We start from the raw sequence: 25,725 nt of genomic DNA, 5'->3' as shown, positions 1-25,725 counted from the left end.
AGCGTAACTTACGCAAGCGTAGGTAAAGAAGTCAGGACACCTTCAACCGGGCCACCACCCCTGCGTGGTCGGACTCCCACAGCGGGGCAGGGGTGGCGCGGAACAGACTGATGTTGGTGTTCACGCTCCCCTTGCCCTTGGCCTTGCCGTGGGTCAGTACCAGGTCGATGCGGGTGTCGTTCTCACTGACAGGGTTGGAGAGGTCCGCGCTCTGGCAGCAGCTCAAGCCCTTGCCGTCACGCTTGCGCTTCCACGAATCGGTGAAGTACGACTTCGTGAGGATCTTGTAGGTCTTCGGGGAGTAGTTGCCGTAGGCATCGGTGTTGAAGTCGCCGGTGGCCACCACCGTCCCGGCTCCCTTCTGCACCAGCTTGACGAACTCCTTGCCCTGCTTCTCCTGGATGGCTTCGGACTCCCCGCCGACCTCGAAGTGAGTGTTCGCGAATCGGAATTTCGCACCCTTGTAGGTCATGTCGGCGTACACCCAACCACGGCCGAAGGAGATCGTCTGGCCGGCGATGACATAGGTCTGCTGGGCCTTGAACTTGCCCGACTTCACGGACTTCTTCGTGTACGTCAGGCCCTTGGTCTCGGTGTTGACGAGGATGACGTCGCGGTCCTTCATGGAGATGGTGCACGGCCACCCGGAGGGCAGCAGGCCGGACGGCTCACCACAGGACGACGCGGGGTCGATGTAGGGGAACGGCCCGAGGCTGGCGTTGTCGGAGATCCCGACGACCTTGTACGCCAGTCCCTCGGCCTTCAGCGCCTTCTTGACGATCTTCAAGAAGTCCTGGCTCTGCAGGGCCGGACCCTCGGAATTGCGGGTCGTGATCCAGTTGGTCACCTCCTGCAGGCCGATGAGATCGGGCTCCTGCTCCTTGACGGTCCTGGCGAACGCGGCAGCACGGGTCTGGAAGTCCGAGGCCATGGCCTCCTGGTAGACCTTCGCCGCGGCCAGCAGGAACGCCGTGGTGCCCTGGGAGGCCGCCTCGATGGCGGGGAAGAGGTCGGCACCGAGGTAGAGGTTCTGGGTCATGACCGTGAGCTCCCCACCCTTCTTCGCCTTCGCTGCTTGGGCAGGCAGTGGGGCGGCGATCACGGCCGTGGCGATCAGGGTGCCGGCAGCAGCACCGCACAGCAGGGTCTTGAAGCGGTTTCGTAACGTCATGACAGGGCCTCCCGGTGGTGCGTCAGGCGCCCATCCTGTCAGGGGTTCCCGCGCCTTGGCCAGCGTTCGTGTCACTCGACAGGTGACAGCGCAATGTCCACCAGCAGTTCGGTGGCCAGCCGTTCGAGGTCGGCCCGTAGTGCTTCCGGCTCGGCCGACGCCGGGACCTTGACCACGATGTGCGCCTCGAAGAGCTGTCCGCCGGCCATGGGCGCCTCACGGGTATGCGTCTCCATCATCTCGATGGAGAGCTCGTGCCGGTGCAGCACCGAAGAGACCTCGTGCACGATCCCCGGCCGGTCGTTGCCCAGCAGGTCGATGGTGAGCAGTTGCTCGGGCCTGTTGTCCGCGCGACCGGACGCGGGGTACGCGGACACATCGAGTAGTCCATCCAGCGCCCGCACCGCTGCGGTCAGGGCCTCGACGCGCTCATCGGGCACCGACACCACAACGATCCCGGCGAACTTGCCTGCCAGTTCGGCCAACTGGCTGCGCTCCCAGTTGCCATCGTGGGTGGAGACGACTTCCGACAAAGCCGCCACCAGACCAGCGCGGTCGTCGCCGATGACTGTGAGCACGATTCGGGGCACGCGAGCATCGTAGGCACGTCCGGCCTCGATCACGCGCAGTGAGGTCCCGGCGTTCAGCCCCCATCCATCCTGCGGGCGTACTAGAACAGAAGGTGAGGGTCTCCTCGAGGAGGACGACATGACCTCTACGGCAACCGTTCCGAGCCGCCTGCAAACGCTGGAGCGCGCCCGCGGCCAGGGCTTGCGGGTCCTCGCGGCGCTTCCCTACCACTACCCGCGGGCCCTGATCCGCGCGCACGGGTTCCACCCGATGGAGGTGTGGGCGCCCGCTGCCGGTACGGATACGGGCGCAGTGCACTTCCAGGCCTACGCCTGCTCGATCGTCACCCGGGGCGCCGCGTTCCTCTTGGATGGCGGCTTCCGGTCCGTCGACGCGGTGCTGGTGCCACACGGGTGCGATGCCCTCCAGGGGCTCGGCTCGGTGTTGCGTGACTTCGTGACCGACCGCCCACCGGTCCTGACCCTCTACGCCCCGCGCACGCGGCGACCCGTGGATGCGGACTACCTGGTGGCTGAATACCAGCGACTCGGAGACTCCTTGGTGGCGGCCGGGGGGCACGAACCGTCGACCCAGGACTGGGCCGCGGCGTTTGCGATGGAGGACGCTGCCGACCACGCGATGCGCGAGTTGTACGCCAACCGGACGGCCCTCACCGACCGGGAGTTCTACGCCGCCGTGCGGACCCGGGAGTACCTGTTGCCCGAGGACTTCGTGGAACTCGTGGCGGGGCTGCCGCGAGGTGAGGCGGCGCGGACCGGCCTGCCCATCGTGCTGAGCGGGATCATGGCCGACCCGCCCGATCTGCTCGACATCGTCAACGACGCGGGTGCGTACATCGCCACCGACGACCTGAGCACCGGCAGCCGGCGCATCCTGCCCGCCACCGACGGCGCAGACCCGTGGCGACGCCTGGCGCAGGCATATCTGGAGGGACCCGTGGACCCCACCCGCGCCGACCCCATCGCCGACCGGGTGCGCCGCGTGCGCGATCTGGTCACCAACTCCGGGGCGCGGGGGGTGCTGGCAATCGCGCCGCCCTTCTGCGAACCCGAGCAGTTCTACCTGCCGGCGCTGCGCAAGGGCCTGGATGTGCCGTTGCTGTACATCGAGCACGAAGGCGGTGGCGACGTGGACGGCCAACTCGTGGGCCGGATCGAAGCCTTCGTGGAGACGCTGGAGGTGGCGCGATGAAGACGCCGCTGCCGATGCCGCGCATCCGGTCGGCCATCGCTTACGACCTGGTCGGACGCAACGTGCTGCGCGTGCAGCGGATGCGCGACGAGCGGGCCATGGCCAGTCACCCGCCCGGGCCGGACTCCCCGATGAACCCGCCGCCGCGCACACTGGCCAACGTCAAGGAGTTGATGAGTGCGAACTACCTGAAAGCCCGGTACGCCCCCGGGGTGCACAAGGTCGCATGGGTCACGTCCGGCGCACCGGCCGAGGTACTGCAGGCGCTGGGGTACGTGCTGATCTACCCCGAGAACCACGCCGCGTTGTGCGGGGCGCGCAAGATGGGCGCGGAATTGTGTCAGGCCGCAGAGGACGAGGGCTACAGCAAGGACCTGTGCTCCTACGTGCGCACCGACCTCGGTTCCATCGCCACCGGGAACACCCCGGTCGGCAAGTTGCCGCCGCCGGATCTGCTGCTCTGCTGCACGAACATCTGCCAGACGGTCAAGTACTGGTACGAGGTGCTGGCCGACCACTTCGGCGTGCCGCTGGTGGTCGTCGACACCCCGTTCCTGTACGAGCAGGCCCACGAACACCAGGTCGAGTACGTGCGCCGGCAACTCGAGGAGGAACTGGTGCCGGTTGCCGAGCGGGTGGCCGGCCACGACCTCACCGACCAGACGTTGCGGCGGACCACGCGGGAGGCGCAAGCCGCATCCCGGCTGTGGTGCGAGATCCTCGACCGCAGCCAGCACCGGCCAGCACCGATGACCGCGTTCGACGGCTTCCTGCTGATGGGGCCGATCGTGGCGATGCGCGGGCAGCCGGAGACCACCGCGTACTACCGCAAGGTCCTGGCCGAACTCGACGACCGGATCGCCGCCGGCGTCGGGGCGATCAAGGACGAGCGGCACCGGGTGCTGTGGGACAACCTGCCGGTCTGGTACCGGATCAGCCGGCTGTCGAAGTCCCTGGCCGCGCTCGGGGTCAACGTTGTGGCCTCCAACTACACCTACGCGTGGGCCGAGCTGGCGGACATGTTCGATCCCGACGACGCGATGGCCTCCGCGGCGCGCACCTACCTTCATCCGATCCTCAACCGGTCCACCGCGCACAAGCTGGCCGGGATGCGGCGGATGATCGATGACTTCGACCTCGACGGGGTGATCCTGCACTCCGACCGGTCCTGCAAGCCATACTCGCTGGGTCAACTCGATGAACGCGACCGCATCGTCAGCGAGGCCGGAGTGCCCGCGATGCTGCTGGAAGCCGACCACAACGACGCCCGGGTCTGGGCCGACGAGCAGACCGCGGGGCGCATCGAGGCGTTCGTGGAGATGATGGAGGCTGGGTTGTGAGCGAGGTGGACCTCGTCGTCGAATCGGACGTGCCGATCGTCGCACTGGGCATCGACGCAGGGTCCACCACCTGCAAGGCGGTGGCCGTGGACGCCGACCTCCGCATCGTCGCGTGGACACTGGCCGCCATGTCACCGCATGTGGAGAACCAGACCCGGGACACGGTGGCGGCGTTCCGGACGGATCGCGGGATGGGCGCGGAGGTTCCGGTCTTCGCCACTGGCTACGGGCGCAAACTCGTGCCCGCGGCCGACCGCGCGATCACGGAGATCACCTGCCACGCGCGGGGCGTTTTCGCCGACACCGGGATGGCCGGGACGCTGATCGACATCGGCGGGCAGGACAGCAAAGTGATCCGCATCGGTCCGACCGGTTCACCCATCGACTTCGCCATGAACGACAAGTGCGCCGCGGGCACCGGACGGTTCCTGGAGCACACGGCCGGGCGGCTCGGCGTGGAGCTCGACGACCTCGGCCCGACGGCACTGTCCGCGCCGGACGCCGTGCGGATCACCTCCACGTGCACGGTCTTCGCCGAGTCGGAGATCATCTCGCTGGTCGCACACGGGGAGACGGTCGACCGGATCCTGTTGGGTCTGCATGCGGGCCTGGTTTCCCGCATCCTCGCGATGGCACGCAGCGTCGGGCTTGTGCCGCCGCTGCTGCTGTCCGGCGGGGTGGCGCGCAACTCCGCGATCGTGGCACTGCTTGCCGAGCAGAGCGGGCTGGACGTGCACATGCCCTCGCGCCCGCAGTTGATGGGCGCGTATGGCGCGGCGCTGTTGGCTGCGGAACGTGCGGTGACCGATCCAGTGGCAGGGCCGGTGCCGCAGGTGACGACGCAGGAGTGCGATGCGTGCGAGGAACCCGCGGGGCGGCGGGGGTTGTTCGGGGCTTTCCGGCGTTGACCGGGCGGGGGTTACGCGCTACCCGGGAGGGCGGTGGGATCAGCCCCCGAGGACCCACGCCTTCGTGTTGATCTTGCCGTTGCTGCTGGTGCATGAGTAGGCCATCCGGCCCCGCTTGGCGGCCGCCTTCTGCTGCCCTTTGGAGCCGTCCTTGCAGCCGACGCGCAAGTCCTCGGTCGTGGCATCGCCCGTCTCGCCGGTCGCGAAGGACTTCCAGAAGGCTTTGGTGGCGGAGCACGGCAGCCCGCGGACCTTCACCTTGATGGCCAGGACGTAGGTCTTACTGCCGATGTCGGCGCGCACGTTGTCGCAATGGACGACCGGCTTGGCCGAGGCGCTGGCGGGCATGAACAGGATGGCGAGGGCAGCGATCGGGAGCATCAGCAACAGGCGGCGCATGGGCAGACCCTACTCCGACCGGGTCCGGGAGGGGAATACTCACCGAAGGAACCGGACCAGCGAGTCCACGAGGAGGCGCGGAGCTCTGGGCAAGGGCATCGTGGCCGAGTCTGGGGATCAACTCTACGTCGGCATCCGGCATCACCGCGGCGAGGTCGTCGATCACGGTTGGGAGGCCGAGGTCCGCCGGCATGGCAGAACTGCCACCGCGGCCGCGGCGTTACCGCAGGGCCCCGGCCAGAACTGAACACCTCGATCTGACCGTCATCGACCGGGCTGGTGACCATTGTGGCGATGGGATCCATGTGGCTCCTCTTTCCCTCTCATCGTCACACCGGAGGCGTAGCCTGTGTGCGGAGTTGATCGCCATGCCAACCGCCTTTCCGGGTTTCCGGTCCTTCGAGACGCTGCACTGCGTCACAGGGTCGATGCGCCACATCTACGACTTCCACGGCCAGCCGGTCAGCGAGGATCTGCTGCTCGGCCTCGGAGCCGGAGTCGGCTTCGTCTACTGGCACATGAAGGGGCAGACGCCGTTCCTGGGCGGCCGCGCCAACGTCGGCCGTCCCGGGGAGTTGGGGCTTGTCCGCACCGCGGGCAGTCGCACCGGCGTCAGCGTCGAGGAGTTCACGACGTCGAGCCGGGGTAAGGCCGAGAGGGCGCTGGTCGGGGTGTTGCAGAGCGGAACGCCCGTGATGATCGGGGTGGACATGGGGTTCCTGCCCTACTTCGACTTCCCTGAGGAGTACCACTTCGGCGGGCACGTGGTCGTGGTGTGCGGGTGGGACGCCGACAGGCAGGTGCTGGTCGCCGACCGCGACATGAACCTGCACCCGGTGTCCCTGGACGAGATCGCAATGGCCCGGAGCTCAACCTACAAGCCCTTTCCGCCCCGCAACGTGTGGTGGACGTGGGACTTCGCCGAAGCCCGCCCGCCGACCACTGACGAGACGCGCACAGCGATCCGGGAGGTCGTGCGGGGAATGCTCGAGCCGCCCATCGCGAATCTGGGCGTGCGCGGCATCGCCACCGCCGCCAAACGGGTGCGCGAGTGGCCGCAGGCGCTGACCCCGGAGCAGATCCAGCGGGCGTGTGTAGAGGCGTTCATCCTCATTGACTCCACAGGGGGGACCGGCGGCGGCATGTTCCGGTACATGTACGGGCGTTTCCTGGCCGAGGCCGCCGGAATCATGGGCGATCCCGGGCTGGCCCAGATCGGATCCGGATTCGAGCCCATCGGGGACGCCTGGCAGCAGGTGGCTGAGGCATTCAGCGCCGCGGGTCAGACCGTCGACGCCGCAGACCGCCTGCCGGACATCGCCGACCTCCTCGCCGGCATCGAGCCTCTGGAGCGCGAGGGGTGGGCCAGCCTGCGGGTTGCGGTCGGCCCCTGAGGTGCGAGCTACAGGTCCGCGGCGGCCAGACGGTCGTGCCAGCGGCGATAGGCCGCGCGGAGGGCGGGTTCCCGGCGCGGGGCGAAGCTGACCGGTTCCTCGCGCACCAAGGGGACCACCACCCCCACCCCGGCCGCGGCGAGCATGGCCGCACCGAGGGCGGACGCGCTGCGGTCGGGGAACACGTGCACTTGCGCGCCTGTGACATCGGCCAGCATCTGCGGCACCAGTGGGTTGCGGGCACCACCACCGGTCACGCGGATCTGCCGGGGCGCACCGCCGAGCAGGTCGATCCCCTGCCGGATCGCGAAGACCATCCCCTCGACTGCGGCGCGTGCGATGTCGGCGCTGGTGGTGGCATCGGTCAGCCCGAGCCAGGCGCCGCGACTGGTCGGCGAGGCCACACCGCCACGCTCACCGCTCAGGTAGGGGACCACGCTGACCCCGCCAGCCCCTGGGGCGACCGCGCCGGCGGCGGCGAACAGCTCGTCCCACGGCATCTGCAACCACTCGCGCACCCGGTTCAGGGCGAGGCCACCGTTCTGAAGCGCGACCATGCCGTACCAGGCTTCGCCCGCGTCGGCGTACACGTGGGTGACCGGGTCGGCGATCGGATGTGGGGAGTCGATGCCGACAAGGATCTGCGCGCCCGACCCCAGATTGACCTGGACCTCACCGGGCGCCAGTCCGCCGCTGCCCAGCAGCGCGGCTGGGGTGTCACCGGCCCCGGCGACCACCGCCGGCTCCCCTGGCAGGTCAGCGGTACCCACCACCTCGTGACTGGGCACCACCTGCGGCAGCAGGTGGCCGGGCAGACCGAGCTCCTCGACGACGTCGCCGGCCCACGCGTCCGCCGGGATGTCCCACAGCAGCGTGGCCGAGGCGTCGCTGCGCTCGCCCACAAGACCGCCGGCCAGCCCGGAACGCACGTAGTCCTTCGGCTGCAGCATCGCTTGCGCGGCTTGCAGAGTCACTGGCTCGTGCTGCTGGATCCATCCGAGGATAGGTCCAGCCATGCCCGGCGTCAGCGGGTTGGCCAAGCGGGTCCGCTGGTCCGCCGACAGAGCACGCCAGGCGGGCAACTGCGTCTCCGCCCGCCGGTCCGGCCACAGCACCGCCGGCCGGCAGGGCGCGCCCTCGGCGTCGACGAGGACGAGTCCGTGCATCTGCCCGGCGATCGCGAGACTGCGGAACCGGATCCGGCTCAGTTGCCCGAGGGTCTGCTGCAGTGCCTGGGTCCAGGCCTGCGGGTCGATCTCCGCGTGCCCCGGCAGTGGGTGTTCGACCTGGTACGCGGCCTCGGCCTCGGCGACGACCACGCCGTCCTCATGGACAGCGGACACCTTGAGACCGGACGTACCCAGGTCGATGCCGAGGAACACATTCATGAGCGCAAGTGATCGGCCATGAACTGGTAGGCGTGAGTTGCGAGGTCCTCGCTGTCGTCCCACAGGTTGCGCCAAACGGCCAGCAAGTTGCTCAGTTCCGGGTGCACCACGGCCGACGAGAAGGACTCGAACGTGACCGGGCCGGAGTAGCCGCTGGCCTTGAGTGCTGTGAAGAACGTCGCGAAGTCGATGGTGCCGGTGCCCAGGTAGCCGCGGTGCGACTCCCCGATGTGCACGTAACCCAGGCGGTCGCCGGCAGCGGTCACCGGCTCGAAGAACCCGTTCTCCTCGATGTTCGCGTGGTAGGTGTCGAGGTGGACGCCCAGATCCACCCCTGCCTCGTCGAGCAGCACGACCATGTCGGCCACCGTGTTGACCACGTTCGTCTCATAGCGGTTCACCACCTCCAGCGAGGTGGGCAACCCGGCCTGCGCGGTGCGCTCGCCCAGCCACGCGATGCTGGCCAGGACGTTCTCCCGGCCGGCCGGACTCAGTGGCTCGGGGTATTTGCCCAGCCGCGAGTACAGCACACCGCACAGGTTCCCGGCGCCGATGCCGGCAGCCACGTCCACCGCTGCGGCCAGGCGGTCCCGGCCGCGAGCGACGATCACCGGGTCCGGGCTGGACACGTCGGTGTCCTCCGACAGACCCAAGGAGCAGGCCGCCTGCAGGTCGTTGTCGGCCAGCAGCTGCCGGGTCATCCCGATGTCGAAGTGCTCGGGCTCCAGGATCGGGATCTCGATGAGGTCGAAGCCGATCCGCTTGGTGCTCTCGATGGCGTACCGGGCGGACTCGGGGGTCCACTGTCCGGTCCACACTAGGGCGTGCAGGCCCAGGGGGTTCATGGTGGTCCTTTCAGGGGGTCTGGAATTCGGGGTCGGCGGGCACCGCGCCGGTGACCAGGCCGACCAGTTCGTCGCCATGGGTGGCCGCCGCCCGCCGCGTGGCGACGGTGCGCCCGGAGCGCATGACCGTCACCGCATCGGACAGGCGTAGGACCTGGTCGAAGTTGTGGCTGATCAGCATGATGGAGATGCCCCGGGACTTCAGGTCGTGGATGAGTTCCTCCACACGTGCGGTCTCCTGCACACCGAGAGCGGCGGTGGGTTCGTCCATGATGACGATGGATGACCCCCAGCCGGCAGCGCGGGCGATGGCGACTGCCTGCCGCTGCCCGCCGGACAGTCGGCGCACCCGCGACTTCACCGACGGCACGTTGATCGCCAGGGTGGACATCATCTCCGTCGCCTGAGTGGCCATGGCCCGCCGGTTCATCAGCTGCAACGGGCCGATGCCGCGGGTCTTCTCCCGGGTGAGGAACAGGTTCTGCCACACCGTCAGGTCCTCGACGAGTGCCAGGTTCTGGTGCACCGTCTCGATACCGGCGTCGCGGGCCTGCTCCGGGTTGCTGAAGCGGACCGGCTGGCCCTGCACCTCGACGGTCCCGGCGTCGGCGAGGTGGATGCCGCAGATGCAGCGCACCAGCGTCGACTTCCCGGCGCCGTTGTCGCCGATCAGCGCGGTGACCTCGCCCGGCTGCATGGTCAGGGACGCGTCCTTGAGTGCATGCACGTTGCCGAAACTCTTGCGGATGTGACTGGCGGACAGCACCGCCTGTTGCGTCATGGTCTCAGTCATTTCTGGAACCTCGTGAGCAGGGCGGCCAGCACCACGACGATGCCGACAGCAAGCGGTTGATAGAACTGCGACAGCCCGAGCAGGGTCAGTCCGTTGACCAGTGCGGTCAGCAGCAGGGCACCCATGACGGGGCCGGTGATCGTGGCGCGGCCACCGAACAGGCTCACACCACCGAGGACGACCGCAGCCACCGAGTTCAGCAAGAAGCTCGTGTTGCTGGCCGGCTCAGCGGCGCCGACGCGTGCCACCAGCAGTACCGCGGCGACCCCGGCGAGCAGACCGCTGAGGGTGTAGACGGCGATCTTCACCCGGGCGGTACGCACACCCACTGCCCGGGCACTCTCGTCGGAACCACCGGTTGCCAGGACATGCAGTCCGAAACGGCTGTTGAACAGCGCTATGTGAGCCACGACGGCGACGATCGCCGCCACGATCACCGACCAGCTGAAGGGCCCGACCCCGCCGGAGGCGAGCTTGAGCATGAACCGGTCGAGAACGGGGATGGGCTTGCCATCGGAGATGATCAGCGCCAGGCCGGAGGCCGCAGAGAGCGTGCCCAGCGTGACGATGAAGTCGGTGATCCCGCCCTTGGCGATGATGGTGCCGTTGAGCAGGCCCACTGCGCCGGAGGCCAGGATGCCGGCCACGATGGCCAGTGCGATGTTGTCGGTGGCCTGCAAGGTCAGACCGAGCACGATGGCACCGAGGGTCATCACGGAAGCCATCGACAGGTCGATCCCCGCGGTGGCCACCACGAAGGTCTGCCCCACGGCCAGCACCACCAGGATCGCGCTGGCCTGCAACATCGCTTCGATGTTGCCGCCGGACACGAACGTTGAGTCCAGCAGTCCGAAGATCACGACGAGCACGACCAGCCCGATCGGGGCTGCGAGTTCCGGCCAGGGGGCCGAGGCGAGCCGGCTGGTCCAGCCGGCTCGCTCCTCGTCCACCTCCGCCGTGGGGGAGACGGTCGACATCGTCGATCAGCTCCCGGCCAGCGGGTTCTGGTACTCCTCGAAGGGCGCCGGGAATGCGGCAATCGCCTCAGCGGCGTTCTCCTCAGTCACCAGAGCGGTGGGCGACTCGATGTTCGTCGGGATGTCCTGACCGGCCAGCACGGCTTCACAGGCCTGCACACCGAGCGCTCCGATCTCGTACGGGTACTGGGCCACGGTGGCCGTCAGGTCGCCCGACTCCACGGCCTTCAGCGCGTCCTCGTTGCCGTCCACGCTGATCACGGCGATCTCACCGGTCTTGCCCTCGTTGGCGACAGCGCGAGCGATACCGAGGCCCATGTCGTCGTTCGCGGCGAAGAAGCCCTTCAGGTCGGGGTTGGCGCGCATGATGTCGGTCGCGGCGGTCAGTGCCTTCTGGCGCTCCCAGTCCGCGGCGACGGTCTGCACGATCTCCAGGGTGCCGTCCACCGCGGCGGTGAAGCCGTCGAGGCGGGCCTGGCTGGTCACGTCGCCGGCGATACCGCCTACCAGCGCCACCTGCCCGCTGGTGATCTGCTCGATCATGTACTCGCCGCCCTTGCCACCGGCGGCTTCGTTGTTGGTGCCGATGTAGGTCTCGAGCGTGATGTCGGCCTCTTGCGCGGCGTCGGCGTCGATCGGGCTGTCGATGTTGACGATCGGGGTTCCCTCAGCTGCCACCGGTGCGAGCGCCTGCACCAGGTTCGTGCCGGAGATCGGGTTGACGACATAGCAGTTGAAGTCCTGCTGCGACATGGTCGTGAGCTTCTCGGCCTGGCCGGTGGTGTCGGTGATGCTCGTGGCCGCCTGGATCTCGACCTGGGCGCCACTCTCCTGCGCCTGGGCGTTGATGCCCTCTTCCATGGCCTGGAAGACGGTGGAGGCCGGCCTGCTGGTCGCCGCGGGCACCACCTCGTCGGCACGGGGGCGGCCGGCCGCCCGCTTCGCCTTCAACTCCGATCGTGCGCAACTCTTGCTCGCCGACATCGGCGCATCGGGGATGCGGCTGGCGGCCACCGACCTGAGCGGCCGCGTTCTGCGCCGTCGAGACGAAGTCATCACGATCGCCGACGGACCCGACGTGGTCCTCGCCGCCGTCGAGGCCGGACTCGCCGAATTGCGTGACGAGCGACTGCCGCAGTGGGGGGTCGGGGTATCGGTGCCCGGCCCGGTGGAGTCCGCCACCGGCACCGTGGTGAGCCCCCCGATCATGAACGGCTGGGACGGCACGTGCATCCCGGACCGGCTGCGTGACCGCTTCGGCCCGTTGGTGTTCGTCGACAACGACGTCAACGCCATGGTGATCGGAGAACGCGCGGCACGGTTCCACGACGTGGACGATCTGCTGTTCGTCAAGGTGGGGACCGGCATCGGCGCCGGGATCATCGCCACCGGCCGCACATTGCGCGGGGCGCAGGGCACCGCCGGCGACCTGGGGCACATCCGCGCCGACGTCGAGGCGGACGGCGAGCCACCGCTGTGCCGGTGCGGTCAACTCGGCTGCGTCGAGGCGTACGCGGGGGGCTGGGCGATCATCCGGGACCTGATCGCGGCCGGTCGATCCGTACAGACCGTCGACGACGTCGTGACCGCGGTGCAGAACGGCGATCCGGTCGCCACCCGCCTGGTGCGCGAGGCGGGCCGCGTGCTCGGCTCGTCCGTAGCCGATGCGGTCGGCCTGCTCAACCCGGCCATCGTCGTGATCGGTGGGCAACTGTCCAACACCGGGGAGCACCTGCTGGCCGGTGTGCGCGAGCGGATCTACTCCCGTTCGCTGCCGCTGGCGATGCGGGACCTGAAGATCACTGCCAGCGATTTGGCTGGCGATTCCGGCGTACTCGGACTCGCCGACGGTCTCCTCGACCGGCTGCTCACGCCGGATGCCTTGAACCAGGCGCTCACGTACGGCTAGCTCTCGCACCTTCGCGTGAGCGCGGGTAGCGTCGCGCCCATGAACGCACAGAACTTCGTCATCGTCGGCGCCGGACTCGCAGGCGCCAAGACGGCCGAACATCTGCGGGACAGCGGCTTCGAAGGCCAGGTGACGGTCATCGGCGACGAGCCGTCCCGGCCGTACGAGCGCCCTCCGCTGACGAAAGCGATCCTGCTGGGCAAGCACGACGTGGACGTCCATGTACACCCGGAGCAGTGGTACGCCGAGCACGACGTGGACCTGCGGCTCGGGGTCGCTGTTGTCGCGCTGGATCCGGCCCGGCATGTCGTTTCACTGGCAGATGGCACCGAGGTCGCCTTCGACAAGCTCGCGATCACCACCGGCGCCCGCCCGCGCCGGTTGAAGGCTCCCGGTGCCGACCTGGCCGGCATCCACTACTTGCGCACCCTCGAGGACGCACAGCGAATCCGCGCTCTGTTCGACGAGGTGGGAGCCCTGGCCGTCGTCGGCGGGGGCTGGATCGGGCTTGAGGTGGCTGCAGCCGCCCGGAGAGCCGGGGTAGATGTCACAGTCATCGAGGCCGCACCCCTACCGTTGGCCGGTGTGCTGGGTCCGCGGATGGCGGCCGTGTTCGCGGATCTGCACCGGGAGAACGGGGTCCGCCTGGAACTGGGCACCGGTGTCGAGGGTTTCGAAGGTGACGCCACCGTGCGAGGGGTGCGCCTGGCTGACGGCCGGGTGATCGCCGCCGACGCAGTTGTTGTCGGAGTGGGCATCGCCCCCAACGTCGAACTCGCGCAGGCCGCCGGGCTGGACGTCGACAACGGCATCCTCACCGACGAGCACCTGCGGACCAGTCACGCCGATGTGTTCGCAGCCGGGGACGTGGCCAACGCGTTCCACCCGGTGCTGGGTCGGCGGATCCGGGTGGAGCACTGGGCCAACGCGCTGAACCAGCCGGCGGTGGCAGCGGCAAGCATGCTCGGGATCGAGGCGGCGTACGACCGGCTGCCGTACTTCTACACCGACCAGTACGACCTCGGGATGGAGTACGTGGGGCACGCGGACGCGGCGACATCGGACGTCGTGGTCCGCGGCAACGAGCTGGCTCGCGAGTTCATCACCTTCTGGCTCGACGACGGGCGGGTGAAGGCGGGGATGAACGTGAACGTGTGGGACGTGGTGGATCCGATCCGCGGACTGATCCTGTCGGGTCGGCAGGTGGATGCGGGACGGCTGGCCGACCCCGATGTGCCGCTCGACGAGGTGTGAGCCTCATCCGGGAGAGTTGAGCCCTACCCGGGAGCGAAACGGACACCCGGGAGCGTTACGGACCGGTTGGATCGCTCCCAAACGCCCGAACCTCTCCCGCCTACGGCTGGCCGGCGCCGCCGGTGACCCCCGCCAACACCGGGGAGCGAAAAGCACCGGTTGGATCGCTCCCAAACGCCCGAACCTCTCCCGGCTTCAGCTGGCCGACCCCGATGTGCCGCTCGACGAGGTGCGAGCCTCATCCGGGAGAGTTGAGCCCTACCCGGGAGCGAAACGGACACCCGGGAGCGTTACGGACCGGTTGGATCGCTCCCAAACGCCCGAACCTCTCCCGCCTACGGCTGGCCGGCGCCGCCGGTGACCCCCGCCAACACCGGGGAGCGAAAAGCACCGGTTGGATCGCTCCCAAACGCCCGAACCTCTCCCGCCTTCAGCGCGGCGTCACGTGAACAGCGAAACCCCACCCGGGCCGACGAGCAGGCCCACCACGATGAGCACCACGCCCCACAGGACCTGCTTGCGGACGATCGCGAAGATGCCGCTGATGACGAGAATGACTGCCAAGATCCACAAGATGAATTCCATGTCCAGGCAATACCCGCCTTTTCCGGCCTCACACATCCCAGTGACCGGCCCGCGGAATAGGCTGACGGCAACGACTTCATCGGAGGGGACCCAATGACGCGCACTGCAATCGTCACCGGAGCGGCACGGGGCATCGGCGCCGCCGTGGCCAAGAAACTCGCCGCGGACGGCATGGCCGTGGCTGTGCTGGACCTCGATGAATCCGCGTGCCAGCCGGTGGTGGACGAGATTCGCGCGGCCGGTGGGCAGGCTCTGGCGGTCGGCGCGAATGTCGCCGATGAGACTGAGGTGGGCGCAGCGGTCGACCGCGTGGCGCAAGAACTCGGCGGACCGACCGTCCTGGTCAACAACGCCGGGATCATCCGCGACAACATGCTGCACAAGATGTCGGTGGACGATTGGGACGCGGTGATGAACGTCCACCTGCGCGGCGCGTTCCTGATGGCCAAGGCCGTGCAGCCCTACCAGCGCGAGGCCGAATGGGGCCGCGTCGTCAACCTGTCCAGCACCTCCGCGCTGGGTAACCGCGGGCAGGCCAACTACTCGGCGGCCAAGGCCGGGATGCAGGGGTTCACCAAGACCCTGGCGATTGAACTTGGCCGCTTCAACGTGACAGCCAATGCGATCGCCCCCGGGTTCATCCAGACCGACATGACCGCGGCGACCGCCGAGCGCATCGGCGTCGCCTTCGACGACTTCATCGCCATGGCCGCCTCGCAGATCCCCGTCGGCCGGGTGGGCCAGCCCGAGGACATCGCGAACACCGTCGCGTTCCTGGTCAGCGAGGGTGCCGGGTTCGTGTCCGGCCAGGTCATCTACGTCGCCGGCGGGCCGAAGGACTGAGTCAATCCATCGCTGCGACCCTGCGGCCGTCCAGGCGGCGGGCACCCGGATTCGTCGCGATGAGCACCGCCAGCACCACCAGCGCCAGCGAGGCCCACTGGGACCAGCCGAAACTCGCGGAACCCGTGGGCGCGATGAGGTCCATGAACACCGAGCCAAGCAGTTGCCCGGCGATGGACAGCAGCCCGAAGATCAACACGCCAACGCCCCGCACAGCCCAGGCCGCCAAAGCGATGAAGGCCACGCCGATGGGTCCGCCGAGGTAGAGCCACCACTGCCCCGGCAGACTGCCCAGCGAGATGGCGCCCGCCCCGAGGCCGACGGCGCTGGCCAGCAGCAATGCGCTGAACCCGACGATGAAATTCACCCCGGTGGCCACCATGGGCTCGCCGCTCACCGACGCCACCCGGCCATTGACCGCCTGCTGCACCGCGATCCCGAAACCCGCCGACACGGCGAGCAGCACGATCCAGGAGACCGCGTGGATCCCGGCGTGCAGCCCCGACACGACGACCGCCGTCAGCGCCACGCCGGCAGCCAGCACGCGGCGAGCATTGACCGGCAACTTGCCGGCGGGGCTCAATCCCGCGCGGTCGACCAGCAGCGATCCGGACACCTGCCCGGCCACCACGCCTACCGTGAATACCGTCACCCCGACCGACGGGACCACCAGGCCCTGGGTGGTGACCAGCCAGGCCCCGCCGATCCCACCGAGCACGTGCCACCACTTCAGCCGGCCGGAGCGCAGGATTGCCGGCAGCGCCGCCATCGCAGCCCGCAGCGGGGCGCGGCCTGCCAGGATCCCCCAGGCCAGCACCAAGCCGGTTCCGAAACTGATGGTCGCTGCGACCAGTCCGCTGCCCACATGCGCGGCAAGTTCGGCGTTGATCCGGGACTGCACGGCCACCATGGTTCCGACGAGCACTGCGGCCGCGACGGTGACGAGGCGATGTCTGCCGGCGGTCACGTGACCAGTATCCGCGCCGCTAGGAACGGCGCTTCTCGAACCCGTCGAGTTGCCGGTTCGCCAGCCGCTGCATGACGAACGGAAGGACCGGGGTCCGGCCCAGGACCCCACCAACCGGGCCGAAGGCCTGGCCGGCCCAGCGCGCGAAGTCGAACGTGTCGGTGTGCCGGCTGATGAGACCGTCGCGCAGTTCGAACCGGGCGTCGATCACGTTGTGCACCTTCCGGCCGGTGGCGCCGAAGGTGTAGTCGGCCTCCCAGTGCGCTCTGCCGGCCCCGCCGTCAACTTCGATGCCCGAGGCCCGGACCTCGAGGTCCTTGCCGGCCCGGCACAACATGCGCCACATGTTCTTGGCCCGTTCCCCGCGCAGTTCGCCGAACGCAGGGTCGCGGAACACCACGTCGTCGGAGTAGCACGCGGCCATCGTCTCCGCGTCTCGCTGCGCGAAAGCGTCGTAGAAGCGGTGGATCACATCGGCGTCAGTCACCTGCTCACCCTACGGCGCCGCGAATCCGCGGGTTCAGCGCGAGTCTCACCCCGACCACGGGAACGACGGGTAGCCGGTGTCGAAGTGCTGGTAGTCCGGTGTGGGGATGTCCTGCCATATCCAGCCGCGCTTCGTGAACGCCCGCCAGACCTTCCCGCCCTCCAGAATCTTGCCCTTGCCACGGGTGCGGGTGATGTGTTGCGTACTGGGCATGAAGCAATCGCAGCGCGGATCGAACCAGGGGTTCTCCAGCGGATTGATATCGACGGCTCGGCCGTTGGCGTGCGGCGAAGAGTAGGCGCTGGCATTGGCCTGATCGGCCTGGCGGCAGTTGTACGCCGACGTGTTGTCCGCGGCCATGCTGGCGTCGTCGTCGCCGTCGAAGTGCTCGATCGGTTTCATGGAACGGATCGGGAAGCCCGCCTTGAAGATGTCGGTGAAGATCGCGGCCACATCTTCGGCGACGTCGCGGTTGACCACCAGCACCCCGCGACGCACATGGCCACGCCAGTTGTGGAAATTGACCTCCACCCGGCGCAGATCGGCGCGCGTCGCCGGGCACCCGGTCCGCACCACGCCAGCTTTGCGCATCGCCCGCCACTGCGCGTCCGGTATGCGCCGGATCTGCGGATCTGCGCGGGCGGGAGTCGGGGCCGGCGAGGTGACCGAAGGTGAGGTATCCGCCGGCGGCGGTGCCGGCGTGCTGCAGGCCGCCAATAGCACGGCAGCCGCGATCATCGGGAAGCGCACGCTCCCATCATGGCCGCAGACCGACCTGCCATCCCGCAATCAGCGGGCTGCGCGCCGTTCCCCGAGGCCCACGGCAGCCAGCCCACCGAGTACCAGCGCGACCCCCAGCCAGCCGGCGGCACTCACCTGCTCCCCGAGGATCAGCACCCCAAGCAGCGTCCCACCCACCGGCTCGAGCAGGGTGAGGGTCGCGATGTGCCCGGGCTGCAGGACCGGCAACCCCAGCCCGAACAGGGTGTACGCCAAAGAGGTGGCTGCCAGTCCGAGCCACAAGGCCAGCGCCGCGCCGCCCGGGGTGAACACCCACCCAGCACCGGCGAGGAAGGGCACCAGGAACAGCGCCCCGATGGCGAACGGCGCGGCCATGACCACGCTGGTGGGGTGGCCCTCCCGGGCGACTTTGGCCCCGAAGACGGTGTAGATCGCGTACATACCGCCGGCCATGATCGCCGACAGGACCCCGAGCCCGGCGGCATCCCCACCGCCGGTGAGCAACGCAAGGCCCGCTACCGCCACTGCCGTCGCGCCGGCCCACAGCCACCCCGGGGCGCCCTCGCCCACCGCCCATCCGAGCAAGCCCGCCAGCAACGGTGCTGAGCCCAGGGCGACGAGTGTCCCCACCGCCACGCCGGTCTGCTCGACCCCCAGGAAGAAGAACGCCTGGTAGCCCGGCGACGCCGGCGGACATCAGCCACACCACCGGCCGCCGCAGCAGCGTCACGAGTTCGGCGCGCCATCCGCGCCACAACACGAACGCGACCATTCCCGCCGCGCCGACGAGCAGGCGCACAGCTGCCACCGACGGCGGCCACGCATCCGGGACTAGCAGTTCGGCGGAGGTGCCCGACGTGGAGAACAGGGCGGCGGCGGCCAGGACTCCCAGTACCCCGCGGCCGACCTCGCTGCGCAGGCCGGCGCCGCGGGCTTGCTGGTCGACCACCGCATCAGCCTAGTGACGGGCCAGCGAAGCCCCCTGTCACAGGGCGTCACCGGCCGCGACCCACCAGAATGATCGGCATGCGCCTGGCGAGCACCGTGTTCGGAGGACTGATCCGGCACTTCACCACAGACCAAGCTGTGCGCGCCGGTGTGATCACTGCGGCATGGGCCGCTGCCGCGAGTTACTCGCGCGGCCTGCTGCCCCGGACGTCCGTCCAGCAGGCGGCTGCCCTGGGCGTCAGCGCAACCGCGTACTACGCCTTGGGGACCACCACCTGGGCCACGGTGTCCAGCATCTCGGCAGGCTTACCGGGTTCCCGGCCTGGCCCGCGCGCCCGCCTCGTCGCAGCCACTGTGAGCGCCGCAGGTGGCAAGGCCGGAGAGGTGGCCCTGCGCCCGCGCAGTGGTGACAACCTCGTCGCCGGCATCGCCTGGTCGGAACTCAAGCTGTTGTCGGTGGCGGGACTGGCGGGTGGGCTGGTGACCATCAGCGACCTCGTCGCCCACGATCTGCTCAAGTTGCGCCGCACCGCCGCCACCACGCTGCTGCTCGACCTTGGGATGGGCACCGTCATGGCCGGTGGCACCTTGGTCCGCCGGATGCGCCGCGGCCGCCGGTACGAAACCGACAACCGCTTGCTCAACGCGGTCAAGCAGACCGAGGACGGGACCTCGATGGCGGCCCGCGCGCGCACCGCGGCAGTCGCCACCGCGACCGTCGCCGGGTCGGCGGTGGGCCTGGCCACGCTGGCCCTCACCGAGCAGACCGGGGCACACCTGATCACCAGTGGAGTCAATGCCCTGGCGGGCACGGACCTCGAGGAGTTCAGCGACTTCATCGGTCACGGCGTGATGTTCACCGGGTTCGCCGGGCTGGGCGTCATCGGCCTGCGACAGGTCCGCGGGCTGACGCAGAAGAAGTCGGAGGTCCTCGAACCTGCCTACCGCGAGCACCCCACCTCCCCCTACGTGTCGTGCGGGCCCACCAGCGAAGTGCCCTTCGACGCCATCGGCAAGGAGGGCCGCCGCTTCGTCGTCATGCGTTTGAGCCCGGCGGAGATCGAGCAGGTCATGGGCGGTAACGCCGTCGAGCCCGTGCGCGTTGTCATCCCCCGTGAAGGTTCGGTTTCGCAACGCGCGGAGCTGGCGGTACGGGAGCTCGCTGCCACCGGTGGCCTGCAGCGCAGCGTCATCTGCATCGCCTCGCCCACCGGCGTCGGGTACGTGAACTACGTGATGGCTGAGGCTCTCGAGTACCTGACGCGCGGCGACTGCGCCGTCGTCGTGCCCCAGTACGCCTACGTCCCCAGCGCACTGGCGCTGAACAAGACCACCGAGGGCGTGGCACTGCAGACCGCGGTGATCGAGGCGGTCAACCGCCGTCTCGATGAGTTGCACCCGACCAAGCGCCCCCGAGTGGTGCAGTTCGGTGAGAGCCTGGGCGCACAGGTGGCCGCCGATGTCGCCGGGCCAGAGGGCGTGCCCCGCTTCGACGCGACCGGCCTGGACGCCGGGCTCTACCTGGGTGTTCCCTTCCGCAGTTCGCTCTGGAAGGCGTGGATGCGTGACCCCGAGCAGATGTCCGACGGCGGTAGATTGATCAACGTCTTCGAGGCCGGCGAGATCGGCACCGGCAGCCGGCGGCACGTGATGATCAACCACCACGACGACCCCATCAACAAGTTCTCCTACGAGATGGTCGTCCAGCGACCGTGGTGGTTCGGCCCACCGGAGACCAGACCGCCAAAGGTCCCGCGGGAGACGCTTTTCCGCCCGGTCATCAGTTTCGTCGTCGCGCTGATCGACCTGGTCAACGGCATGGACTCCAAGCCGGGGGAGTTCCGGCTACTGGCCCACGACTACCGCATCGACCTCGCACAGGCTCTCGAGAAGACCTATGCGCTACCCGCCACCGCAGACCAGCGCGACCTGATCGAATCGGCACTGCGCCGCCGCGAGCACGAGTGGGCGGAGAAGCGCCTCATCGCCCGTACCGGGGAGAAAGCCCTGCGCCAACTGCGCGACACGATCAACTCCTGGGGTCAGGAGACGGTGAACATCCAGTTCGACGAGAACCCGGGGGATGAGGCGTCCTCGCGGTTGATCGACTACCTGAACGCCCGCCTGGGTCAGTCGGGCAGCTCAAGCGTTCCGTAGCCGCGATCTACTGGACTGCAGTTGGCAGATAGCCGGGCCTAGCGACTCGCGTTGCGGTATTTGCGGATGGCCAAGGGCGCGAAGATGACCAGCAGCACGACCATCCACACAATGGTCACGAGGATGGGGTACTGCCCGGGAATGCCGTCTCCCACGTAGGGGTTCGGGTTGCCGAACAACTCACGGGTGGCTGCCGTCAGCGTGCTCACCGGGTTCCACTCCGCGATCGGTTGCAGGACCGGCGGCAGGGAGGCGGGCGGTACGAAAACGTTCGACACGAATGTCAGCGGGAAGATCGTGACGAAGGTGAGTTGCTGCGCGGTCTCGGTGTTCGGCACGGACAGCCCGATCCAGATCCCCAGCCACGCCATGACGTGGGCGAACGCCAGGAGCAGTACCACGGCGAGCAGGAACTGCGCCAGGCCGTTGTGCACGCGCCAGCCCACGGCGACGCCTGCGACCATGAGCACCACGAGAATCCCGGCCTGGTAGATGGTGTCGGCCACCGTACGCCCGGACAGCACAGCGGATCGGGACATCGGCAGCGAGCGGAACCGGTCGATCAGGCCCTTGCCCATGTCGTCGGTCATGCCCACCGCAGTCGTCGCAGACGCGAAGGCGATCGTCTGGGCGAAGATGCCCGGCATGAGGAACTCCTTGTAGCTGCCGCCATCGGGCAGCGGGATCGCCCCGCCGAACACGAACGCGAACAGCAGCACGAACATGATCGACTGCAGAACTGCGAAGATGGCCAGTTCCGGGATCCTCGGGATGCGCTTGAGGTTGCGCCACGTGATGACCAGAGCGTCCGAGACCGCAGTGTTCTCATGGGTGCTCATGCGTTCTCCTCCACCTGGTCGTCGGCTGTGTGGTGCCCCGTCAGTGCCAGGAACACGTCATCGAGGGTTGGTCTGCGCAAGGTCACGTCGTCGATGGCCACACCCGCCTCACCCAGCGCCTGTACGACGGCCACCAGTTGCTGGGCACCCCCGGTCGAGGAAGCGGTGAGGCGCCGGGTGTGCTCGTCGAGTTCCACCTCGCCGGTCACCATCGTCGCCAGCAACTCCCGTGCGGGGCCCACGTGCGACCTGTCGCGCACCACGACCTCGATGCGCTCACCACCCACCTGCGCCTTCAACTCGTCGGCCGTGCCCTGCGCGATGATCTTCCCGGTGTCGACCACGGCGATGGTGTCCGCGAGTTCGTCGGCCTCTTCGAGGTACTGCGTAGTGAGCAGCAGGGTGGTGCCGTCGCGCACCAGATCCCGGATGACGTCCCACATGCCGAGCCGGCTGCGCGGGTCCAGTCCGGTGGTGGGCTCGTCGAGGAACAGCAGGTTGGGCTGTCCGATGAGTGCAGCCGCCAGGTCCAATCGGCGGCGCATCCCCCCCGAGTAGGTCTTGATGGTGCGACTGGCGGCGTCGGTGAGACTGAACTGCCCCAACAACTCCTCTGCGCGCTGCTGTGCCGGGGCCTTGGACAAGCCGTACAGCCGGCCGAACATGTAGAGGTTCTCCCAGCCGGTGAGGTTCTCGTCTACGGCCGCGTACTGGCCCGACAGCCCGATGGCGCGGCGCACGTCCTGCGCCTGCGTGACCACGTCGAATCCGGCTACCCGGGCCGTGCCGCTGTCCGGGCGCAGCAGCGTCGTGAGGATCCGCACCGTGGTGGTCTTCCCCGCGCCGTTGGGGCCCAGCAGACCCAGCACCGTCCCCTGCGGCACCTCCAGATCGACCCCGTCGAGGGCACGCACCTCGCTGGAGCCGCGCTTCGCCCGGTAGATCTTGGTCAGGCCCTCGGCCTGGATGGCACTGGTCATGAAGCCGACCCTAAGCGGCACCCGTGACACCGCGCCACGTCATTTTCCACCGCCCCCGGCGGGGAGGGGCGGGGAGCACCCGCCGGCGTCCCTGCAACCCAGGGCGGGAGAGACCCGGACAGCCGGGAGCGAAACGCACCGGTTGGATCGCTCCCCGTCGTACGCACCTCTCCCCGATGCAGCTGGCGGCCGACGCCGGCCACTCTCGTCCACAGCCCCACGCCGCCCCACAACGGATTCCGTAGACTGGACCTCAGTGCGAGGTGATACTCGTCACACACTCCCCACGAGCACGGGTGCTATTCGTCACACTCGGTTGAGGTACCCCCACCGTCTGTGTCACCGTCGAAGAGTCGCGTCGGAGAAGTCTTCGATGCTGCGAGGGCCCCGGCCCTCGTTGACCGCCCCACGGACCGCGGCGCAGTAACGGCCGCGTGAGGGGACGTCCGACCAAGGAAAATGTCTTGCGTAAAGCAGTAGCAATGCCTCTTGCCGCCCTGGCCATCGCCGGGATCGGCGCCTCGACGGCCGCCCCGGCCCTGGCCTCCTCCCCGACGGTGGCCAGCAAGGACTCCGACCGCGGGAAGGACCGCGCTTCGCGCTCGAAGCCGGCGTCCTACCCGATCCAGGTCAAGTACGTGACCCGGTACAAGCTCGGCCCCAAGCAGCTCAGGGAGATCGCTGCGTCGAAGGCCTGGGCCAACGGCTGGAAACCGCGTAAGGTCCGCCAGTGCGAATCCGGCGGCAACTACGGCATCAACACCGGCAACGGGTACTACGGTGCCTACCAGTTCGCGGCCGGCACCTGGCTCGGCGTCGGTGGCGCCAAGTACGCCCGCTACGCCCACCAGGCGCCGAAGTTCGCCCAGGACCACATGGCCTACCGGCTGTGGAAGCGGTCCGGGTGGGGCCCCTGGGGTTGCGCCTGATCCACCGCCGAGGACTCCCGGTGCCCGTTGGGGCCCGGGAGTCCTCGCGTGTCTGGTGCCGGGAATGCCCCGCCCCCGCTAGCGCGTTGCAACCATCGTGACGACCACTGAACTCACCGATGTGAACTTTCAGGATCAGACGGCCGGCAAGGTCGTGGTGATCGATTTCTGGGCGGACTGGTGCGGCCCGTGCCGTTCGTTCGCCCCGGTGTTCAGCAAGGTTTCCGGGACCTACGAGGACGTGGTGTTCGGGAAGGTCGATGTGGACGCCAACCCGGCGCTGGCCCAGGCTTTCGGCGTCAGTGCCATCCCCACGTTGGTCGTGATGCGCAACAACGAGGTCTTGTTCTCCCAGGCGGGGGCGCTGAACGAAGCCAGCCTGCGCGCGACCGTCGACAAGGCCCTCCAAGGGCCCAGGCGAATGACGTTCCGCTTCTAGCGCAGCGTCAGAGGACGCTGATGCGAGCGTCCGGCGCCAGATGCAGCTCGAAGCGCCGCGCCGAGACCTGGCTGACGGCGTCGATCACGACCTTGCCGTACTCCTCGCAGAAGTGAAACACCACGAGGTGATCGCCGTCGAAGTTGATGGTGTCGCCGTTTCGTACCTGATCTGCCCTAACCACATCTCTAAGGATCGGCTATAACCGGGGTGATCTCGATCACAAACCGCCAAGGATCGGGTCACGGAACGGTCACGAAGTCCTACGGGGCGGCTAGCGGCGCAGAACGGCGGGTCAGCGACTGGCGTCCTCGTCCTGCGTCGCGTACTCGTCGTAGTCCTCAAACTCGTCGAGGTCGTCGGCACTGTCCGGCGACTTCGACTGTCCGCTCAGTTCGGCTTGCAGAGCAGCAAGGTCCGTCTGCGGCGTGTTGTACTTCAGTTCACGCGCAACCTTCGTCTGCTTGGCCTTTGCACGGCCGCGCCCCATATGGCTCGACCCCCTCGCCCGGGATACGTCCCGAAGGTCAGTTGACAGTTTCCAATGCTGGGCATCGAGCCCACACGCCAAACCTTACCCCGTGGCGGGCGAGATTCGCACCTCCCCCACCCGGATTACGCGCACGGCGAGCAGGCGTTGGGCGGGCCGGGAGCGCCACCCGGTTGCCGCGGTCCGGGATGGGTGCGAGACTCGAGGCCGACCCTCTTATCGGACAAATGGAGCGACGATGAGCGCCAACCTCAGCAACCCCGAGGAACTCCTGACCCCGTCCGAGGTCGCCGCCCTCTTCCGCGTGGACCCCAAGACGGTGACCCGCTGGGCCAAGGCCGGCAAGCTCTCCTGCGTCAAGACCCTCGGCGGGCACCGCCGCTACCTCGCCAGCGAGGTCAACGCCCTGCTCGAAGGTTCGCTGCCCCAGCCGCGCACACCCGGCCCGCAGATGGGCATCTGACTACACCACCTTGAGAGGTCCCGGGTAGTCCGGCGGGGCCGTTACGGCCACCAACGGGATGAGGTAACCGGTGAAGGCCGGCTCGGCCGTGCAGACCTCCGCGGAGTTCAGGTAGTACCGCGTCTGGTTCAGCACGGAACTCGCCGGCCCGTTGACCTTGTAGGCGCGGGCCGGTAACAAACTCGTGGCGGTCGACCCCCGGCTCACCACCCGGAAGGTGGGGTCCTGCGCAACGATGTCGCGCTCGATGGTGTCCGTGGCGGCCGCGAACGGGGTGCCCGTGCACGCGGCGTTGTCGAAGTACGGGATCGCCCCTCCTGGGATCAGCCATCCGTTCGGGTAGTAGAAGTACAACCCGCCTTCGATGAGGACCGGGAAGACGGGGATCGGGTAGTTCGGGGTCCCCATCGACCGCCCGATGATGGTCCCCTTGCCGTCCACCACGTAGCCGAAGCTGTTCGCCGGGCCCACCGGCCCGTCCGGCCCCATCCCCCCGGTCGGTCCGGCCTTGGTCCAGGTGCGCTTCTTCCAGCCCTTCTTGCACTTCTTCGACTTCCCGAGCAGCAGACGCATCTCACCGGTGGACTTCTTCACACAGGCCGTGTACTTCTTCGCCGCTGAGGCCGGTTGCGTGACCGCTAGTCCGCCGCCGGCGAGCAGGGCAGCGGCGGCCCCCGTCGCGATGATCTTCTTCATG

Annotated in this window: 29 protein-coding genes; 11 read left to right on the top strand and 18 right to left on the bottom strand. The window is 68.5% G+C overall.

Annotated elements, in window-relative coordinates:
* Positions 1 to 31: 31 nt before the first annotated feature.
* Both IPG68_13150 and IPG68_13145 read right to left on the bottom strand, forming a co-directional pair.
* The gene (locus IPG68_13150; GenBank protein MBK6764155.1) at positions 32 to 1,171 is read right to left on the bottom strand and encodes a hypothetical protein; all 1,140 of its coding nucleotides are present in this window, start codon (positions 1,169 to 1,171) and stop codon (positions 32 to 34) included.
* Between the two features lie 71 nt (positions 1,172 to 1,242).
* Positions 1,243 to 1,761: an ACT domain-containing protein gene (locus IPG68_13145; GenBank protein MBK6764154.1), complete on the bottom strand. Its 519-nt coding sequence runs from the start codon at positions 1,759 to 1,761 to the stop codon at positions 1,243 to 1,245.
* A 118-nt stretch (positions 1,762 to 1,879) separates the two neighbouring features.
* Here IPG68_13145 and IPG68_13140 point away from each other — a divergent pair, with 118 nt between their 5' ends.
* From IPG68_13140 to IPG68_13130, 3 genes are read left to right on the top strand one after another with little or no spacing between them, the layout of a single operon-like run.
* Positions 1,880 to 2,953: a 2-hydroxyacyl-CoA dehydratase gene (locus IPG68_13140; protein MBK6764153.1), complete on the top strand. Its 1,074-nt coding sequence runs from the start codon at positions 1,880 to 1,882 to the stop codon at positions 2,951 to 2,953.
* The gene (locus tag IPG68_13135; protein MBK6764152.1) at positions 2,950 to 4,293 is read left to right on the top strand and encodes a 2-hydroxyacyl-CoA dehydratase; all 1,344 of its coding nucleotides are present in this window, start codon (positions 2,950 to 2,952) and stop codon (positions 4,291 to 4,293) included. The genes IPG68_13140 and IPG68_13135 overlap by 4 nt, the downstream gene beginning before the upstream one ends.
* Complete coding sequence (locus IPG68_13130) at positions 4,290 to 5,201, top strand: 2-hydroxyglutaryl-CoA dehydratase (GenBank protein ID MBK6764151.1); 912 nt, start codon at positions 4,290 to 4,292, stop codon at positions 5,199 to 5,201. The genes IPG68_13135 and IPG68_13130 overlap by 4 nt, the downstream gene beginning before the upstream one ends.
* Positions 5,202 to 5,240: 39 nt before the next feature.
* On the opposite strand, the gene IPG68_13125 is transcribed toward IPG68_13130, so the two are convergent.
* Positions 5,241 to 5,600, bottom strand: coding sequence for a hypothetical protein (locus IPG68_13125; protein MBK6764150.1), 360 nt, complete (start codon positions 5,598 to 5,600; stop codon positions 5,241 to 5,243).
* Between the two features lie 368 nt (positions 5,601 to 5,968).
* On the opposite strand from IPG68_13125, the gene IPG68_13120 reads away from it, so the two are divergent.
* On the top strand, positions 5,969 to 6,994 hold the full coding sequence (locus IPG68_13120; protein ID MBK6764149.1) for a BtrH N-terminal domain-containing protein: 1,026 nt from the start codon (positions 5,969 to 5,971) through the stop codon (positions 6,992 to 6,994).
* An 8-nt stretch (positions 6,995 to 7,002) separates the two neighbouring features.
* On the opposite strand, the gene IPG68_13115 is transcribed toward IPG68_13120, so the two are convergent.
* The 5 genes from IPG68_13115 to IPG68_13095 are packed head-to-tail and all read right to left on the bottom strand — an operon-like array spanning position 7,003 to position 11,981.
* Positions 7,003 to 8,382: a carbohydrate kinase gene (locus tag IPG68_13115; GenBank protein MBK6764148.1), complete on the bottom strand. Its 1,380-nt coding sequence runs from the start codon at positions 8,380 to 8,382 to the stop codon at positions 7,003 to 7,005.
* Positions 8,379 to 9,227: a sugar phosphate isomerase/epimerase gene (locus IPG68_13110; GenBank protein MBK6764147.1), complete on the bottom strand. Its 849-nt coding sequence runs from the start codon at positions 9,225 to 9,227 to the stop codon at positions 8,379 to 8,381. The genes IPG68_13115 and IPG68_13110 overlap by 4 nt, the downstream gene beginning before the upstream one ends.
* Before the next feature lie 10 nt (positions 9,228 to 9,237).
* A complete protein-coding gene (locus IPG68_13105; protein ID MBK6764146.1) occupies positions 9,238 to 10,020 on the bottom strand; it encodes a sugar ABC transporter ATP-binding protein in 783 nt (260 codons plus the stop codon).
* Positions 10,017 to 10,997 carry an ABC transporter permease gene (locus IPG68_13100; protein ID MBK6764145.1) on the bottom strand — a complete coding sequence of 327 codons (981 nt, stop codon included), beginning with the start codon at positions 10,995 to 10,997 and terminating at the stop codon, positions 10,017 to 10,019. Before IPG68_13100 ends, IPG68_13105 begins: the two co-directional genes overlap by 4 nt.
* Before the next feature lie 6 nt (positions 10,998 to 11,003).
* A complete protein-coding gene (locus IPG68_13095) occupies positions 11,004 to 11,981 on the bottom strand; it encodes a substrate-binding domain-containing protein (protein MBK6764144.1) in 978 nt (325 codons plus the stop codon).
* Between IPG68_13095 and IPG68_13090 the strand changes: the two genes are divergently transcribed.
* Positions 11,968 to 12,906 (top strand): ROK family protein, encoded by a 939-nt coding sequence (locus IPG68_13090; GenBank protein MBK6764143.1) that lies wholly within the window; start codon positions 11,968 to 11,970, stop codon positions 12,904 to 12,906. The two genes, IPG68_13095 and IPG68_13090, sit on opposite strands and share 14 nt — an antisense overlap.
* A 39-nt stretch (positions 12,907 to 12,945) precedes the next feature.
* A complete protein-coding gene (locus IPG68_13085; GenBank protein MBK6764142.1) occupies positions 12,946 to 14,160 on the top strand; it encodes an FAD-dependent oxidoreductase in 1,215 nt (404 codons plus the stop codon).
* 441 nt (positions 14,161 to 14,601) lie between these two features.
* Here IPG68_13085 and IPG68_13080 read toward each other — a convergent pair whose 3' ends face one another.
* Positions 14,602 to 14,745 (bottom strand): hypothetical protein, encoded by a 144-nt coding sequence (locus IPG68_13080; GenBank protein MBK6764141.1) that lies wholly within the window; start codon positions 14,743 to 14,745, stop codon positions 14,602 to 14,604.
* 93 nt (positions 14,746 to 14,838) lie between these two features.
* On the opposite strand from IPG68_13080, the gene fabG reads away from it, so the two are divergent.
* Positions 14,839 to 15,588, top strand: coding sequence for a 3-oxoacyl-ACP reductase FabG (fabG, locus tag IPG68_13075; protein MBK6764140.1), 750 nt, complete (start codon positions 14,839 to 14,841; stop codon positions 15,586 to 15,588).
* Between the two features lies 1 nt (position 15,589).
* Here fabG and IPG68_13070 read toward each other — a convergent pair whose 3' ends face one another.
* The 4 genes from IPG68_13070 to IPG68_13055 are packed head-to-tail and all read right to left on the bottom strand — an operon-like array spanning position 15,590 to position 18,419.
* A complete protein-coding gene (locus IPG68_13070; GenBank protein ID MBK6764139.1) occupies positions 15,590 to 16,555 on the bottom strand; it encodes a DMT family transporter in 966 nt (321 codons plus the stop codon).
* 19 nt (positions 16,556 to 16,574) lie between these two features.
* Positions 16,575 to 17,042, bottom strand: coding sequence for a nuclear transport factor 2 family protein (locus IPG68_13065; protein ID MBK6764138.1), 468 nt, complete (start codon positions 17,040 to 17,042; stop codon positions 16,575 to 16,577).
* 45 nt (positions 17,043 to 17,087) lie between these two features.
* Positions 17,088 to 17,780 carry a M15 family metallopeptidase gene (locus IPG68_13060; protein MBK6764137.1) on the bottom strand — a complete coding sequence of 231 codons (693 nt, stop codon included), beginning with the start codon at positions 17,778 to 17,780 and terminating at the stop codon, positions 17,088 to 17,090.
* 51 nt (positions 17,781 to 17,831) lie between these two features.
* Positions 17,832 to 18,419: an EamA family transporter gene (locus tag IPG68_13055; protein MBK6764136.1), complete on the bottom strand. Its 588-nt coding sequence runs from the start codon at positions 18,417 to 18,419 to the stop codon at positions 17,832 to 17,834.
* A 390-nt stretch (positions 18,420 to 18,809) separates the two neighbouring features.
* Between IPG68_13055 and IPG68_13050 the strand changes: the two genes are divergently transcribed.
* Positions 18,810 to 20,888 carry an alpha/beta-hydrolase family protein gene (locus IPG68_13050; GenBank protein ID MBK6764135.1) on the top strand — a complete coding sequence of 693 codons (2,079 nt, stop codon included), beginning with the start codon at positions 18,810 to 18,812 and terminating at the stop codon, positions 20,886 to 20,888.
* 38 nt (positions 20,889 to 20,926) lie between these two features.
* Here the strand turns inward: IPG68_13050 and IPG68_13045 are convergent, their stop codons facing one another.
* Positions 20,927 to 21,727: an ABC transporter permease gene (locus IPG68_13045; protein ID MBK6764134.1), complete on the bottom strand. Its 801-nt coding sequence runs from the start codon at positions 21,725 to 21,727 to the stop codon at positions 20,927 to 20,929.
* Positions 21,724 to 22,707: an ATP-binding cassette domain-containing protein gene (locus IPG68_13040; protein MBK6764133.1), complete on the bottom strand. Its 984-nt coding sequence runs from the start codon at positions 22,705 to 22,707 to the stop codon at positions 21,724 to 21,726. Before IPG68_13040 ends, IPG68_13045 begins: the two co-directional genes overlap by 4 nt.
* 557 nt (positions 22,708 to 23,264) lie before the next feature.
* Here IPG68_13040 and IPG68_13035 point away from each other — a divergent pair.
* Positions 23,265 to 23,636: a transglycosylase family protein gene (locus tag IPG68_13035; GenBank protein MBK6764132.1), complete on the top strand. Its 372-nt coding sequence runs from the start codon at positions 23,265 to 23,267 to the stop codon at positions 23,634 to 23,636.
* A 97-nt stretch (positions 23,637 to 23,733) separates the two neighbouring features.
* Entirely contained in the window at positions 23,734 to 24,075 is a 342-nt protein-coding gene (gene trxA, locus IPG68_13030) for a thioredoxin (protein MBK6764131.1), read from the top strand.
* A gap of 7 nt (positions 24,076 to 24,082) precedes the next feature.
* On the opposite strand, the gene IPG68_13025 is transcribed toward trxA, so the two are convergent.
* Together IPG68_13025 and IPG68_13020 are read right to left on the bottom strand one after the other, a co-directional pair.
* Positions 24,083 to 24,259, bottom strand: coding sequence for a hypothetical protein (locus tag IPG68_13025; protein ID MBK6764130.1), 177 nt, complete (start codon positions 24,257 to 24,259; stop codon positions 24,083 to 24,085).
* 111 nt (positions 24,260 to 24,370) lie between these two features.
* On the bottom strand, positions 24,371 to 24,565 hold the full coding sequence (locus IPG68_13020) for a DUF3073 domain-containing protein (GenBank protein ID MBK6764129.1): 195 nt from the start codon (positions 24,563 to 24,565) through the stop codon (positions 24,371 to 24,373).
* Between the two features lie 238 nt (positions 24,566 to 24,803).
* Here IPG68_13020 and IPG68_13015 point away from each other — a divergent pair, with 238 nt between their 5' ends.
* On the top strand, positions 24,804 to 25,028 hold the full coding sequence (locus tag IPG68_13015) for a helix-turn-helix domain-containing protein (GenBank protein MBK6764128.1): 225 nt from the start codon (positions 24,804 to 24,806) through the stop codon (positions 25,026 to 25,028).
* On the opposite strand, the gene IPG68_13010 is transcribed toward IPG68_13015, so the two are convergent.
* Positions 25,029 to 25,724 (bottom strand): hypothetical protein, encoded by a 696-nt coding sequence (locus tag IPG68_13010; protein MBK6764127.1) that lies wholly within the window; start codon positions 25,722 to 25,724, stop codon positions 25,029 to 25,031.
* Between the last annotated feature and the right edge of the window lies 1 nt (position 25,725).

This window comes from Micrococcales bacterium, assembly GCA_016703125.1.
Taxonomy (GTDB): Bacteria; Actinomycetota; Actinomycetes; order S36-B12; family UBA10799; genus JADKAV01.
Note: the sequence above shows the minus strand (reverse complement) of the source record. Positions and strands in the feature narration are given on the sequence as shown.

Coding starts and splice junctions, on each gene's coding strand:
- IPG68_13020 (MBK6764129.1), bottom strand. CDS start 24,565: ATGGGGCGCGGCCGTGCAAAGGCCAAGCAGACGAAGGTTGCGCGTGAA.
- IPG68_13140 (MBK6764153.1), top strand. CDS start 1,880: ATGACCTCTACGGCAACCGTTCCGAGCCGCCTGCAAACGCTGGAGCGC.
- IPG68_13105 (MBK6764146.1), bottom strand. CDS start 10,020: ATGACTGAGACCATGACGCAACAGGCGGTGCTGTCCGCCAGTCACATC.
- IPG68_13080 (MBK6764141.1), bottom strand. CDS start 14,745: ATGGAATTCATCTTGTGGATCTTGGCAGTCATTCTCGTCATCAGCGGC.
- IPG68_13060 (MBK6764137.1), bottom strand. CDS start 17,780: ATGATCGCGGCTGCCGTGCTATTGGCGGCCTGCAGCACGCCGGCACCG.
- IPG68_13085 (MBK6764142.1), top strand. CDS start 12,946: ATGAACGCACAGAACTTCGTCATCGTCGGCGCCGGACTCGCAGGCGCC.
- IPG68_13110 (MBK6764147.1), bottom strand. CDS start 9,227: ATGAACCCCCTGGGCCTGCACGCCCTAGTGTGGACCGGACAGTGGACC.
- IPG68_13150 (MBK6764155.1), bottom strand. CDS start 1,171: ATGACGTTACGAAACCGCTTCAAGACCCTGCTGTGCGGTGCTGCTGCC.
- IPG68_13050 (MBK6764135.1), top strand. CDS start 18,810: ATGCGCCTGGCGAGCACCGTGTTCGGAGGACTGATCCGGCACTTCACC.
- IPG68_13040 (MBK6764133.1), bottom strand. CDS start 22,707: ATGACCAGTGCCATCCAGGCCGAGGGCCTGACCAAGATCTACCGGGCG.
- IPG68_13125 (MBK6764150.1), bottom strand. CDS start 5,600: ATGCGCCGCCTGTTGCTGATGCTCCCGATCGCTGCCCTCGCCATCCTG.
- IPG68_13115 (MBK6764148.1), bottom strand. CDS start 8,382: ATGAATGTGTTCCTCGGCATCGACCTGGGTACGTCCGGTCTCAAGGTG.
- IPG68_13010 (MBK6764127.1), bottom strand. CDS start 25,724: ATGAAGAAGATCATCGCGACGGGGGCCGCCGCTGCCCTGCTCGCCGGC.
- IPG68_13095 (MBK6764144.1), bottom strand. CDS start 11,981: ATGTCGGCGAGCAAGAGTTGCGCACGATCGGAGTTGAAGGCGAAGCGG.
- IPG68_13120 (MBK6764149.1), top strand. CDS start 5,969: ATGCCAACCGCCTTTCCGGGTTTCCGGTCCTTCGAGACGCTGCACTGC.
- IPG68_13135 (MBK6764152.1), top strand. CDS start 2,950: ATGAAGACGCCGCTGCCGATGCCGCGCATCCGGTCGGCCATCGCTTAC.
- IPG68_13100 (MBK6764145.1), bottom strand. CDS start 10,997: ATGTCGACCGTCTCCCCCACGGCGGAGGTGGACGAGGAGCGAGCCGGC.
- IPG68_13015 (MBK6764128.1), top strand. CDS start 24,804: ATGAGCGCCAACCTCAGCAACCCCGAGGAACTCCTGACCCCGTCCGAG.
- IPG68_13045 (MBK6764134.1), bottom strand. CDS start 21,727: ATGAGCACCCATGAGAACACTGCGGTCTCGGACGCTCTGGTCATCACG.
- fabG (MBK6764140.1), top strand. CDS start 14,839: ATGACGCGCACTGCAATCGTCACCGGAGCGGCACGGGGCATCGGCGCC.